This window comes from Burkholderia sp. TSV86 (assembly GCF_001522865.1).
Classification (GTDB): domain Bacteria; phylum Pseudomonadota; class Gammaproteobacteria; order Burkholderiales; family Burkholderiaceae; genus Burkholderia.
Window position 1 is genome coordinate 1 of sequence record NZ_LOWB01000084.1, and the last position, 13,076, is coordinate 13,076.

The 13,076-nt window shown below is 65.0% G+C and carries 9 protein-coding genes, 1 tRNA gene and 2 pseudogenes; 4 read left to right on the plus strand and 8 right to left on the minus strand.

Features of this window, described 5'->3' with window-relative positions; genetic code table 11:
* The first annotated feature begins 266 nt into the window (after positions 1–266).
* On the plus strand, positions 267–833 hold the full coding sequence (locus WS68_RS26310) for a LysR family transcriptional regulator (RefSeq protein ID WP_082710076.1): 567 nt from the start codon (positions 267–269) through the stop codon (positions 831–833).
* On the opposite strand, the pseudogene WS68_RS15305 reads toward WS68_RS26310, so the two are convergent.
* From WS68_RS15305 to WS68_RS15335, 7 genes and pseudogenes are all read right to left on the minus strand, one after another.
* Positions 833–1,456, minus strand: a pseudogene (locus tag WS68_RS15305) (conjugal transfer protein); the annotation flags it as partial. The gene WS68_RS26310 and the pseudogene WS68_RS15305 overlap by 1 nt on opposite strands.
* A gap of 11 nt (positions 1,457–1,467) precedes the next feature.
* A pseudogene (locus tag WS68_RS28965) lies at positions 1,468–1,789 on the minus strand (DEAD/DEAH box helicase); the annotation flags it as partial.
* A 943-nt stretch (positions 1,790–2,732) separates the two neighbouring features.
* Positions 2,733–2,823 (minus strand) — tRNA-Ser (locus WS68_RS15315).
* 126 nt (positions 2,824–2,949) lie between these two features.
* Positions 2,950–4,260, minus strand: coding sequence for a serine--tRNA ligase (gene serS / locus WS68_RS15320; RefSeq protein WP_059571619.1), 1,311 nt, complete (start codon positions 4,258–4,260; stop codon positions 2,950–2,952).
* A gap of 176 nt (positions 4,261–4,436) precedes the next feature.
* Complete coding sequence (locus WS68_RS15325; RefSeq protein WP_059571620.1) at positions 4,437–5,747, minus strand: replication-associated recombination protein A; 1,311 nt, start codon at positions 5,745–5,747, stop codon at positions 4,437–4,439.
* Between the two features lie 170 nt (positions 5,748–5,917).
* Positions 5,918–6,637, minus strand: coding sequence for an outer membrane lipoprotein chaperone LolA (lolA, locus tag WS68_RS15330; protein WP_059571621.1), 720 nt, complete (start codon positions 6,635–6,637; stop codon positions 5,918–5,920).
* Positions 6,638–6,693: 56 nt separating this feature from the next.
* A complete protein-coding gene (locus WS68_RS15335; protein WP_059571622.1) occupies positions 6,694–9,009 on the minus strand; it encodes a DNA translocase FtsK in 2,316 nt (771 codons plus the stop codon).
* Positions 9,010–9,293: 284 nt separating this feature from the next.
* On the opposite strand from WS68_RS15335, the gene trxB reads away from it, so the two are divergent.
* From trxB to WS68_RS15350, 3 genes are all read left to right on the plus strand, one after another.
* Positions 9,294–10,256 (plus strand): thioredoxin-disulfide reductase, encoded by a 963-nt coding sequence (gene trxB, locus WS68_RS15340; RefSeq protein WP_059571623.1) that lies wholly within the window; start codon positions 9,294–9,296, stop codon positions 10,254–10,256.
* Between the two features lie 147 nt (positions 10,257–10,403).
* Entirely contained in the window at positions 10,404–11,180 is a 777-nt protein-coding gene (locus WS68_RS15345) for a Smr/MutS family protein (protein WP_059571651.1), read from the plus strand.
* Complete coding sequence (locus tag WS68_RS15350) at positions 11,167–11,790, plus strand: trimeric intracellular cation channel family protein (RefSeq protein WP_059571624.1); 624 nt, start codon at positions 11,167–11,169, stop codon at positions 11,788–11,790. Before WS68_RS15345 ends, WS68_RS15350 begins: the two co-directional genes overlap by 14 nt.
* 105 nt (positions 11,791–11,895) lie before the next feature.
* Here WS68_RS15350 and WS68_RS15355 read toward each other — a convergent pair whose 3' ends face one another.
* Positions 11,896–13,014, minus strand: a complete 1,119-nt coding sequence (locus tag WS68_RS15355) for an ABC transporter ATP-binding protein (protein ID WP_059571625.1) — start codon at positions 13,012–13,014, stop codon at positions 11,896–11,898.
* Positions 13,015–13,076: the final 62 nt, after the last annotated feature.

The window sequence follows — 13,076 nt, forward strand, 5'->3', positions numbered from 1 at the left end:
AACCCCTCGGCTATATCCCGCCCGCCGAAGCTGAGGCAAACTACTATCGGCAACTTGAAACAGCTGCCGCTGAACCCGCATCAACTTAAACCAACCAGCCTCCACAATTCCCGGGGCGGTTCAGTCTGCCATGACCACGGTTGAACACTCTACCCCGCCCCGATTTGTTGGGACCACGGAAATGATACAACTCGCCTCGCTGGTGCCAGTTTCAGACAGAGCCCAGTGCTCTGTGGAACCTGTCCACGGGTGCAAGGAACTGCATCATGGAGCTTCGACATCTACGTTGCTTTGTCGCCGTTGCGGAAGAACTGCATTTTGGCCGGGCGGCCGAACGACTGCACATGGAGCAATCCTCCTTATCGCGCACGATCAAGGAACTGGAAGATCGCCTGGGGGCACGGCTGTTTGATCGCGATCGGCGTGGCACCCACCTCAACCAGGCCGGCAGTGTGTTTCTCCAGGACGTGCGCCGACTTTTCACCCTGCTCGAACAAGCCAGAAACGACGTACGTGCCGCTGCGGCAGGCAAGTGTGGCTTGCTGCATGTCGCACTGGCGGATGGGACAACCCATCCGCGTTTGGCGGACCTGCTTGCGCAGTGTCGTGAAGAGGAACCGTCGGTGGAAATTCGCTTGACCGAGGTGTCCCACGCCGAACTACTACGCGGCCTACGCGATGCGACTTTCGACGTAGGCTTTGCTCGCTCGGCCGATGTGGGCGAAAGCATCGAAACTCACGAGCTTTGGCGCGAGCCGCTGTTTGCCGCGCTGCCCGCCCGTCACCCCTTACTCTGCCACGCACGGATTCCGCTTGATGACCTTCTGCGCTAGACGACCATGCGCACGCGTCGGACCTGCCCGCGCCAAGGCAGGCGCGTCACGGTCGTGTCTTCGAACAGACCGCCCGACTTGGCGATCGCGCGCAGGTGATGCGCGAAGAACCGGAGATAGAACGCGCCGAAGGCGCTGCCCTGCGCGCGGGGACGCAGATAGTTCTGCAGCGCGTCTAGGTAGTCGTCAAAGTCCGGCTCGTCCTGGGCGTAGAACTGCACCACCCACGGATGCTCGTCGAGTTCGTCGAACGAGTCCTGCAAGGCGTTCTCGAGCGCATCGCGGGCATGCCACAGCCACGCCATCTCGCGGCCTTCGGTGCCAATCGGTAGCAGCTCGAAGAAGGCGGCGACCGACTGCCCGTCATCCAGCAGCATGCTCTTCGAGCCGGGCAGGTATTCGACCCAGGGCAACAGATCCGCGAAGGATGGCGCGACACCATAGAGCGCCTCGACATCCGCCTGGGTGGCCGGCTTGCGCTTGCCGCGATGCAGGGCGTCGCCCGGCGCAGGGATGCTGTGCACAGCCAAGGTAGAAACGTGCTGCTCCCACGCATCCGGCTCGCCAGCATCGGCGCCCGCACGCGGGACGGCCTTGCGCGGCCAAGGTAGCGACCACGCCATCAGTAGTCCTCCAGACGTCCCGACAGATCCCGATAAGCAGCAGCTTGCGCCGTTTCCATCGCGACTTCGCGAAACTCCTCGTCATAAGGAGGCAGCACGTTCCCGCCGATATCCTTCAACTTGAGGAAGACCGTGAATGGCAGTACGCAACGCAATACGCCCTTAGGACCAAAACCCCGGCGCCTTGACGGTACGCACCGATATCTTCGAGCCCTTGGCGGTCTTATGCGCCGTGCCGGTGCTCTCGGAGTAGATGTCCTTCAATACACCGTGATCACGCATGAACGCCATCGCCGCCGACGTCATGCTGCCGCTCTTGGTCGGCCGGTACGGGATACCGCTCGGGGATTTGCCGAGCAACAGTGTCAATAGGCCGCCGACGATATTCAGGTAGGTGGATTCGCTGCGTGGGCCGAGTTCACCCTCCGGCTTTTTTTCAGCGGCACGAGCCCCGCTCAACGCCTGGAATTCCTGATGCAACACGTCCCATGCCTTCAGCCGATCGGCAAGCTGGAGCTTGAGCGCCTCGCGATCCATGAGTAGCGCCTGCACCGCATCCATGCTGATCGCAGGATGAAGATGGCGCTCGAAAGCATCGAAGAGAAAAGCAGGACGCTGCTCGGGGTAGAAGCGAATCATCCATGCCTTCAGATCGACGTGACGGATGGTCAGGTCGGGCGTATCCAGAAGCGAAGCGTCGTCGCAGGTGATGCCGTTCTTGCCATAAGGCAAGTCACGATTAACCAGGGCGTCACGTAAACGTTCAAGGTTCAGGCAAAGCTGAGACTAGCGCGGGAAATCAGCGTGTTCCGGCAAGCCATTATGCTGCGTCAGCGCGCGCAAGATGCGCTGTTCAAATCGCAACAGCCTCGTCCACCGGATTGCCGCCTCAATGGGACGATAGAACACCTTGGTATGCGCGCGTAGAAGATGCAATTTGCCCATATTTCACTCCGCCTCTCAAATCAACGTGCGATCGGTTAACAACGGATAGGAGGATGGCGACCTGCTGAGACATCGCACTGCCACACTCATGCGCAATCCTGTGGCTGTCTGGACCGAACTGCCGGAAATGATGGCCTACTACCCGGCACTGATGACCAATGCCAGAAGGTTGGTATGAGGTGAGTTTTTAGGATTGCGGCGCGCGCCAGAAAAGACTTTTTGCGTCTTGTCGTTGGCGTCGCCGGAGCGATTGACGCGATTAGACCGAAAAAGTCATGCGTGAAACGCTATGTTGATGGGCATCCTTCCTGCGGGGTTTTAGCCCAATCTCTGGCGGAAAGGGTGGGATTCGAACCCACGATACGGTATAACCGTATACCGGATTTCGAGTCCGGCGCATTCGACCTCTCTGCCACCTTTCCTTTTCAGCTTCACCGGTAGGTCGCCCCGGCGAAGCGAAGATTATAGAACAACTCGCAGCAGCTTTCCAAGCCCTTCTTCAAAAAAATTTCGAAGCCGCGATTCCTTCTTCGCGACTCCTTGTCCGTTTAACTCGCGCTTGCGGCCGCGGCCGGTGCGGCAATCAACTCGAGACCGCCCATGTAAGGGCGCAGCGCGACCGGCACCGTCACCGAGCCGTCGGCGTTCTGGTAGTTCTCCAGCACCGCGACAAGCGCGCGGCCGACCGCAAGGCCCGAGCCGTTCAACGTATGCACGAGTTCCGGCTTGCCCTGCGCATTACGGAACCGCGCCTGCATCCGGCGCGCCTGGAACGACTCCGTGTTCGAGCAGCTCGAGATCTCGCGATACGTGTTCTGCGCCGGCAGCCACACTTCGAGATCGAACGTCTTGGCCGCCGAAAATCCCATATCCCCGGTGCAAAGCGCCATCACGCGATACGGCAGATCGAGCTTCTGCAGGATCGCTTCCGCGTGGCCGACCATCTCGTCAAGCGCGGCATACGACGTCTCTGGCGCGACGATCTGCACCATCTCGACCTTATCGAACTGATGCTGGCGGATCATCCCGCGCGTATCGCGCCCATACGAGCCAGCCTCCGAGCGAAAGCACGGCGAATGCGCGGTCAGCTTGAGCGGCAGCGCCGCCGCGTCGATGATCGAGTCGCGCACGGTGTTCGTCAGCGAAATCTCAGACGTCGAGATCAGGTATTGCGACGCCGCGTTCTCGTCGCCGCCCCGCTCGACGCGAAACATTTCGTCCGCGAACTTCGGCAACTGGCCGGTACCGTACAGCACGTCGGCGTTGACGATGTAAGGCGTATAGGTTTCGCTGTAGCCGTGCTGCTGCGTGTGTGTGTCGATCATGAACTGCGCGAGCGCGCGATGCAGCCGCGCAATGGGCCCGCGCAGCACCGAGAAGCGCGCGCCCGACAGTTTCGCGCCCGTGTCGAAATCGAGGCCGAGCGGCGTGCCGACGTCGACGTGATCCTTCACGTCGAAATCGAACTGGCGGGGCGTGCCCCAGCGGCGCACCTCGACGTTCTGGGTCTCGTCCTGGCCGACTGGCACGCTCTCGTGCGCAAGATTCGGCATCGCGAGCATCAGCTCCGATACGCGCGCCTGGATTTCGTCGAGCTTCGCCGCCGAAGCCTTCATCTCGTCGCCAATGCCGCTCACTTCGGCCATCACCGCCGACGTATCCTCGCCCCGCCCCTTCATCGCGCCGATCTGCTTCGACAGGCTATTGCGGCGCGCCTGCAGCTCCTCGGTGCGGGTCTGGATCGCGCGGCGCTGCGCTTCGAGCGCGGAAAACGCGGCGACGTCGAGGGTATAGCCGCGATCGGCGAGGCGCTTGGCGACGCCATCGAGGTCTTTACGCAGCAACTGGATGTCGAGCATGGGGGGACGAGGATTCGTTGAATGAAACCGGGATTTTAACGCACAGCGCCCGCGCGCCGGTGACCAGCCGGCTCAGCCGGCAATGGCCGGGCCGCGCCCTGCATCGCGGCCCGGCCATTGCCGGCCGAGCGCGGCGGACCGGTTCGTTGCCGCATGGCTCGCGGCGCGGCCCCGCGCTAGTCCTGCTTGCCCGCTTCGTTGTCCAGCTCGCGCAGCCACGCGAGCTTGTCGGCGATCTTCGCTTCGAGGCCGCGCGGCGTCGGCTTGTACCAGCGCGGCTCGCGCATGCCGTCCGGCAAATAGGTCTCGCCCGCCGCATACGCATTCGGCTCGTCGTGCGCATAACGGTACGCGTGGCCATAGCCCAGTTCCTTCATCAGCTTGGTCGGCGCATTGCGCAGATGCACCGGCACCTCGCGCGATTTGTCCTGCCTGACGAACGCCATCGCTTCGTTGAACGCGTTGTAGCCGGCGTTGCTCTTCGCCGCGCACGCGAGATACAGCACCGCCTGCGCAAGCGCCAGTTCGCCCTCCGGCGAGCCGAGCCGCTCGTAGGTCTCGGCCGCGTCGTTCGCGATCTGCATCGCGCGCGGATCGGCAAGACCAATGTCTTCCCACGCCATGCGCACGATGCGCCGCGCGAGATACTTCGGATCGGCGCCGCCGTCGAACATCCGGCACAGCCAGTACAGCGCGCCGTCCGGGCTCGAACCGCGCACCGATTTGTGCAGCGCCGATATCTGATCGTAGAAATTGTCGCCGCCCTTATCGAAGCGGCGCGCGTTCATCGTCATCGCGCTGTCGACGAACGCCGCGTCGATCGTCGACACGCCCGCGGACGAAGCCGCCGTCTGCGCCTGTTCGAGCAGGTTCAAAAAGCGCCGCGCGTCGCCGTCCGCATAGCCGACGAGCGTGTCGACCGCGCGCTCGTCGAACGTAAGGCCCGCGAGCGCGGTGTCTTGCGCGCGCTTGAGCAGCTGGCGCAGTTCGTCATCGGTCAGTGATTTCAGCACGTACACCTGCGCGCGCGACAGCAGCGCCGAATTCACCTCGAAGCTCGGATTCTCGGTCGTCGCGCCGATGAACGTGACGAGCCCCGATTCGACGAACGGCAACAGCGCATCCTGCTGCGCCTTGTTGAAGCGATGGATTTCGTCGACGAACAGAATCGTGTGGCGGCCGGTGCGGTTGAGCGTGTCGCGCGCCGCGTCCATCGATTCGCGGATGTCCTTCACGCCGCCCAGCACCGCGGACAGCGCGATGAACTCGCAATCGAACGCGAGCGCGGTAAGACGCGCGAGCGTCGTCTTGCCGACGCCAGGCGGCCCCCAGAGGATCATCGAATGCGGCTTGCCCGATTCGAACGCAAGCCGCAGCGGCTTGCCCTCTCCGAGCAGATGGGTCTGCCCGATCACGTCGCCGAGCGTTTTCGGGCGCAGCGCCTCGGCAAGCGGCCGGCGCGGTTCGACTGCAAACAGGTCCGACATGACCTTGGCTCCCACGAAAAACGATGGCGGCGCGCATGCGCCGCCCGACCGGACATTATGACAGCCGCATGCAAGATGCGCGGCGCCGCCGCGTCGGCGCGCCGCCCGAAACGAACCGGGCCCGCCACTGCTGGCGGGCCCGGGCGGGCATTGGCGCGAGCGGGAGGCGCTTAGCCGCTGACGACGTCCGCCCCCTTCGGCACGACGAACTTGAACTCGTCGGCCTTGAACGGCGGATTCGTTTGGATATTCGTGAACGTGAGCAGCGTCACGTTGCCGAACACGTCGTGCAGCTCCATCGCGGCGAGCACGCCGTTTTTGAAGCCGATGCCGATGCGCTGAAACTGCGTGTCCTGCGCCTTCGGCAGCATTTCGAGCCAGTCGATCCCGCCCTTCTCGCCCGCGTCGCGCAGCGTGTAGTTCTTCTCGAGATCGTTGCTGCCGAACAGGATCGCGGCCGGGCTCGCGCCGAGCGCGCCCGCGAGCTTGCGCTCGGTGACCTGGTTCAAATCCTTGTCGTACACGTAGAGTTTGTCGCCGTCGGCTTGCAGCACCTGCTGATACGGCTTCTGATACGACCAGATGAATTTGCCCGGCCGCGAAAACTCGAAGCTGCCGCTCGAATTGTCAGTGGGCTTGACGCTCGGCGCCGCGCCGCTCGCGGCCTTCGACGGCGTCTTGACGATCTGCTGCGTGAATTCGCCCTTCGCGCCGCGCACCTTCGACACGAATGCCTTCAATTGCTCGGTGCCGCTCGCGAACGCGTGCGACGCGGCAAGCGCGAGCGCCGCGCACGCCAGCGCGGCGCGCACCGTGCGCGCGAACGCTCGCCGCGCCGCGCGCGGCGAGCCGGTGTAGCCGGGATGGTTTGCCAACGACTGATCCTGCATGCTGTGGTTTTCTCCGTAGAAGGCCGGGGCGCCTGGGCGGCAGCCTCGGCGCGAACTCACTCGGCGTCGCGCGCGGGCACGAGGATTTCGCGGTTGCCGCTCGACGACATCGCCGAAACGAGCCCTGATTGCTCCATCTGTTCGAGCAGGCGCGCCGCGCGGTTGTAACCGATGCGCAAATGACGCTGCACGAGCGAGATCGACGCGCGCCGATTCTTGATCACGATCTCCACTGCCTGGTCGTACAGCGGATCGGCCTCGCTGTTCGCGTCGCCGCCGGCCGCGGCTGAGCCCTCGTCGCCATCGGCCGTACCGCCTTCGAGCAGCCCCTCGATGTAATTCGGCTCGCCATGCTCCTTGAGCTTGTCGACCACGCGATGCACCTCGTCGTCCGAGACGAACGCACCATGCACACGCACGGGCAGGCCGGTGCCGGGCGGCAGATACAGCATGTCGCCCTGGCCCAGCAGCGATTCCGCGCCCATCTGATCGAGAATCGTGCGCGAGTCGATCTTCGACGACACCTGGAACGCGATGCGCGTCGGCACGTTCGCCTTGATGAGGCCCGTGATCACATCGACCGACGGGCGCTGCGTCGCGAGAATCAGATGAATGCCGGCCGCGCGCGCCTTCTGTGCGATCCGCGCGATCAGTTCCTCGACCTTCTTGCCGACCACCATCATCAAATCGGCAAGCTCGTCGATCACGACGACGATATTCGGCAGCCGGCCGAGCGGCTCCGGATCGTCGGGCGTCAGGCTGAACGGGTTCGGAATTTTCTCTTCGCGCTTCTTCGCATCCTCGATCTTGTTGTTGTAGCCGGCAAGATTGCGCACGCCGAGCTTGCTCATCAGCTTGTAGCGGCGCTCCATCTCGGCCACCGTCCAGTTGAGCGCATGGCCCGCCTGGCGCATGTCGGTGACGACCGGGCACAGCAGATGCGGAATCCCTTCGTAGACGCTCATTTCCAGCATCTTCGGATCGATCAGGATCAGCCGCACCTGCTCGGCGCTCGCCTTGTACAGCAGCGACAGAATCATCGCGTTGATCCCGACCGACTTGCCCGAGCCGGTCGTGCCGGCAACCAGCAAGTGCGGCATCTTCGCGAGATCCGCGCACACCGGCTTGCCGCCGATGTCCTTGCCGAGGCCGAGCGTGAGCATCGACGGCGCGTCCGCGTAGACCTCGGAGCCGAGGATTTCCGACAGCCGCACCGTCTGGCGGCGCTGGTTCGGCAGCTCGAGCGCCATGTAGTTCTTGCCGGGGATCGTCTCGACGACGCGAATCGACACGAGCGACAGCGAGCGCGCGAGATCCTTCGACAGATTGACGATCTGGCTGCCCTTCACACCGGTCGCGGGTTCGATCTCGTAGCGGGTGACGACGGGCCCCGGATACGCGGCGACGACGCTCACCTCGACGCCGAAATCCTTCAGCTTCTTCTCGATCAGGCGCGACGTGAATTCGAGCGTGTCGGCGGAGATCGTCTCCTGCGCGGCGCTTGCCGGATCGAGCAGCGAGATCGCGGGCAACGTCGAGTCGCCCGGCAAGTCGGTGAAAAGCGGCTGCTGGCGCTCCTTCTCGGCGCGCTCGGATTTGGCCGGCGTGACCACGGGCGGCACGATCGTCACGGGCTCGTGCTCCTCGATGCGCACGCGCTCCTCCTCGACCTTGCCTTCGCGCTTGACGGCCGCCGCCTCGCCGAGCTTGCGGTCGCGCTCGGCCTCACGGCGCAGCCGCGCGAGCGTGACGGCCGAGATGATCGCGCCGCCCACGCGCTCGGCCACCGACAGCCACGAAAAGCGGAAATACAGCGACAGCCCGATCGCGAGCGCGATGAGCAGCACGAGCGTGCCGCCCGTGAAGCCGAACGCATGCGACACGCCGCGCGCGATCGTCTCGCCGACGACGCCGCCGGGCGCGCGCGGCAATGGCAGCTTCAGCGACCACATGCGCAGCGCCTCGACACCGTCGCTCGCGAGCAGCACGAGAACGAACGCGAAGCCTTCGGCAAGCCAGCCGATCGATTTTCCGGGCTTTTCCGGCTCGTCGGCCAGCGTCTCATGGCGCGTGATCCGGCGATAGTTCGCGGCCACGCGCCGCCCGAGCAGCACGACGAGCCAATAGGCGGAAAGCCCGAACAACAGCAGCATGATGTCGGCCGTCCACGCGCCGACCCGTCCCGCCCAGTTCGCGATGTGATCGACCTGCGCCGCGTGCGTCCAGCTCGGGTCGCTGCGGCTGTAGCTCAAGAGCGCCATGAGCAGGAACGCGAGCAGCGCGACCTGCAGGATCCAGCGGATCTCGACCAGAAGGCGCGACATGCGATGCGGCAGCGCTTGGGCCTGCGCGGTATAAGGAGCTTTTGCCATGAATCCGTCAAGAAGGCGATGAGACGGCGTCACACCGGGTGCGGGCCGCCGATCGTTCGATTCGGTCTATTGTAAACGCTGCACTGCCCGGCCAAGTGTAAATGACGGTAACGCGGGCCTCGCGCGTGAAGCCCGCGCGACGCTATCGCGCCGATTGAAAACGCGCGCGGCGGCACGGCGGGCGGGCCTTTATAATGCGCTCTTTGCCCCCATCTGCGACGCTATCCCGCTCGCATCGTGCCGCCCAGCGTCATCCGGCCGGCCGCTTTTTACGGATCATCCTCATGTCCACGCCCAAACACGCGAAAGTCCTGATTCTCGGTTCCGGCCCCGCCGGCTACACGGCGGCCGTCTACGCCGCCCGCGCGAACCTGTCGCCCGTGCTGATCACGGGCATCGCGCAAGGCGGCCAGTTGATGACGACCACCGACGTCGAGAACTGGCCGGCCGATGCGAATGGCGTCCAGGGGCCGGAGCTGATGCAGCGCTTTCTCGCGCACGCGGAGCGTTTCAACACGGAAATCGTGTTCGACCACATCCACACGGCGAAGCTGCACGAAAAGCCGATCCGCCTGATCGGCGACGCCGGCGAATACACGTGCGACGCGCTGATCATCGCGACGGGCGCGTCCGCGCAATACCTCGGCCTGCCGTCGGAAGAGGCGTTCATGGGGCGCGGCGTGTCGGCCTGCGCGACCTGCGACGGCTTCTTCTACAAGAACCAGAACGTGGCCGTGGTCGGCGGCGGCAACACCGCCGTCGAGGAAGCGCTGTATCTCACCGGCATCGCGAAGAAGGTGACGGTGATTCACCGCCGCGACAAGTTCCGCGCGGAGCCGATCCTGGTCGACCGGCTGCTCGAAAAGGAAAAGGAAGGCGTCGTCGAGATCAAGTGGAATCACGTGCTCGACGAAGTGACGGGCGATGACAGCGGCGTGTCCGGCGTGCGCATCAAGCACACGCAAACGGGCGCAACTCAGGACGTCGCCGTGCAGGGCCTGTTCATCGCAATCGGTCACAAGCCGAACACCGACATCTTCAACGGGCAACTCGAAATGAAGGACGGCTATATCATCACGTCGAGCGGCCTCGCGGGCAACGCGACGGCAACCAGCCTGGCGGGCGTGTTCGCGGCGGGCGACGTGCAGGACCACGTCTACCGTCAGGCGATCACGAGCGCGGGCACCGGCTGCATGGCGGCGCTCGACGCGCAGCGCTATCTCGAAAGCCTGCACGATCGCAAGTGACGATAACGGGCGCGACGCGACGCTACAATGGCGTCGTCGCGCGCCGCCCGCTCCAGGCTCAATGCCTCTGCCGCCAGCCGCTGCGTATCGCGCCGCGGCTTTTTCATGTCCGGCGGCAGCGCGCCGCCCCCTCGCATCCGACCGATCATGGCGAAGAACCAGCCCCATCCCAGCGACCCCGCGAAGCGGCAAGCCGCCGCCCGGCCCGCCACGCCGGCCCCCGCGCCCGCCAGCCCGCCGCCACCCGCCGCGCTGCGTGGCCAGGGGCTGGCCGGGCTCGGCGCGCTGCGCGCCGCGCTCGAGGGTCAAGCCGAGCAACGCGCCCGCGCGCAGGCACAGGCAGCCCAGGCCGCGCGCGAAGCCGCGGCGGATGCCAATCTATTCCGCCGCGAAATCGGCGACATCCAGCCGCTCGCCGCGCCGCAGCGCGCCGCGGGCAGTCGCACGCCGCCCGCTCCCGTGCCAAAACACACGCGGCAGGACGAAGCGGCGGTGCTCGATGCCACGTTGTCCGACGAATTCGATCCCGAGACACTGCTCGACGCCGACGAATCGCTGTACTACCACCGCCCCGGCCTGAGCCGCGACGTGGTCCGCAAGCTCAGAAGCGGCGCGTGGATCGTCCAGGCGCAGCTCGATCTGCATGGCATGCGCCGCGACGAAGCACGCGAGGCGCTCGCCGAATTCATCCGCGAATCCGCGAGGAAGGGGCTGCGCTGCCTGCGCGTGATCCACGGCAAGGGGCTCGGCTCGATCGGCAAGGAGCCGGTGCTCAAAGGCAAGGTGCGCGCATGGCTCGTGCAGAAAGACGAGGTGATCGCATTCTGCGAAGCGCTCGGCCACGACGGCGGCGCGGGCGCGGTGCTCGTGCTGCTGCGGCAGGCTGGCGCGGGCGGCGAGCGAGGGCCGCGTGCCGCATCCTAGGCTGACGCTGGCGATCACCGTACTCGAGGCGCTTGCCACGCTCGCGTTCGCGATCTCCGGTTTCATCGAGGCCCGCAAGAGCCGGCTCGACTCGGTCGGCACGTTCGTCGTCGCGCTCGCGACCGCGTTCGGCGGCGGCACCATCCGCGACATCCTGCTCGAGCGCCGGCCCTTCTATTGGGTCGTCCACGACGATTACGTGATCGCCATCTTCGCGATGGCGATGTTCGCGCCGATCGTGCTGCGGATGATGTCGCGGCTGTCGGCCGAGCGTGCGCTGCTCATCGTCGATGCGGTCGGGCTTGGCATCTTCAGCATCTCGGGCACGTCGATCGCGCTCGACGCCGGAATGCCGCGCTTCATCGCCGCGATGATGGGCGTGACCACCGGCGTCGCGGGCGGCATTCTGCGCGACGTGCTGTGCAACGACATCCCGCTGATCCTGCGCGACTCGCGCCCGTATGCAACCTGCGCGTTCGTCGGCTGCTGGTTCTATCTGCTGCTCGTGTGGCTGAAGCTCGATTCGGTCTACAGCGTGCTCGCCGCCACCGCGTTCATCCTCGCCGCGCGGCTCGTCACCTATAAACTCGACATCCGGTTGCCGCACTGAGCCGCGCACCCGAAAACGCAAAGGGCCGTTCGTTCCTGCCGGAACAACGGCCCTTCGTCATGGACGCAGGCTGACCTCGCGCGGCACGGCGGCGCCGCGCGCGCGTCACGCGATGCGCGCCTCGGTCGACGGATCGAACAGCACCGCCTTCGATACGTCGAACAACAGCGACAGCTTCTGCTGCGGCTTCGGATCGGCGGCCGGATGCACGCGGCTCACGATCCGCTTGCCGTTGACCTGCGCGAACACGTGCGTGTCCGGGCCGGTCGGCTCGGTCACGTCGACCGTCACGTCGATCGGCTGCAGCGACGATGCCTCGCCGTTGTGCGCGCTTCGCGCATCGGTGATCCGCTCGGGCCGCAAGCCGAGAATGACGTCCCGGCCGAGGTGGCCGTTCATCCGCTTCGCGTCGAACGGCAGGTGCAGCACGCCGCGCATCGCGCCCGTGTCGAGTTCGAGACCGACGCCGCTGCCCTGCTCGACCAGCTTGCCGTTGATGAAATTCATCGGCGGCGCGCCGATGAAACCCGCGACGAACAGGTTCGACGGCGAATCGTAAATCTCCTGCGGCGCGCCGAACTGCTGCACGACACCGTCCTTCATCACGGCGATCCGATCGCCGAGCGTCATCGCCTCGATCTGATCGTGCGTCACGTAGACGATCGTCGTGCCGAGGCGCTGATGCAACAGCTTGATCTCGGAGCGCATTTCGATGCGCAGCTTCGCATCGAGATTGGACAGCGGCTCGTCGAACAGGAAGAGCGACGGATCGCGCGCGAGCGCGCGGCCCATCGCGACGCGCTGGCGCTGGCCGCCCGAGAGCTGGCCCGGCTTGCGATCGAGCAGGTGCTCGATCTGCAGCATCGCGGCGACGCGCTCGACGATGCTCTTCTGCTCGCTCTTGGGCACCTTGCGGATGTTCAGGCCGAACGAGATGTTCTCGCGCACCGTCATCGACGGGTACAACGCATACGACTGGAACACCATTGCGATATCGCGATCCTTCGGCGACAGATCGTTGACGACCTGCCCGCCGATCCGGATCTCGCCCTTCGTCACGGTTTCGAGCCCGGCGATCATGTTGAGCAGCGTCGATTTTCCGCAGCCCGAGCCGCCGACGAGAATCAGAAACTGGCCGTCCTCGATATCGATATCGACGCCCTTGAGGACGGGTACCCCGTTCGGGTAAGTCTTGTACACGTCACGGATGGAAAGGCTTGCCATGCTGTGAATCCTCTGTCTTCAGTGCGGCGCGCGCGCCGCGTCGTGTCTCGTAATCCCGTATC

Bases quoted from the DNA above. Each gene is read 5' to 3' on its own strand.
- WS68_RS26310 (WP_082710076.1), top strand. From the start codon at position 267: ATGGAGCTTCGACATCTACGTTGCTTTGTCGCCGTTGCGGAAGAACTG.
- serS (WP_059571619.1), bottom strand. From the start codon at position 4,260: ATGCTCGACATCCAGTTGCTGCGTAAAGACCTCGATGGCGTCGCCAAG.
- WS68_RS15325 (WP_059571620.1), bottom strand. From the start codon at position 5,747: ATGTCGGACCTGTTTGCAGTCGAACCGCGCCGGCCGCTTGCCGAGGCG.
- lolA (WP_059571621.1), bottom strand. From the start codon at position 6,637: ATGCAGGATCAGTCGTTGGCAAACCATCCCGGCTACACCGGCTCGCCG.
- WS68_RS15335 (WP_059571622.1), bottom strand. From the start codon at position 9,009: ATGGCAAAAGCTCCTTATACCGCGCAGGCCCAAGCGCTGCCGCATCGC.
- trxB (WP_059571623.1), top strand. From the start codon at position 9,294: ATGTCCACGCCCAAACACGCGAAAGTCCTGATTCTCGGTTCCGGCCCC.
- WS68_RS15345 (WP_059571651.1), top strand. From the start codon at position 10,404: ATGGCGAAGAACCAGCCCCATCCCAGCGACCCCGCGAAGCGGCAAGCC.
- WS68_RS15355 (WP_059571625.1), bottom strand. From the start codon at position 13,014: ATGGCAAGCCTTTCCATCCGTGACGTGTACAAGACTTACCCGAACGGG.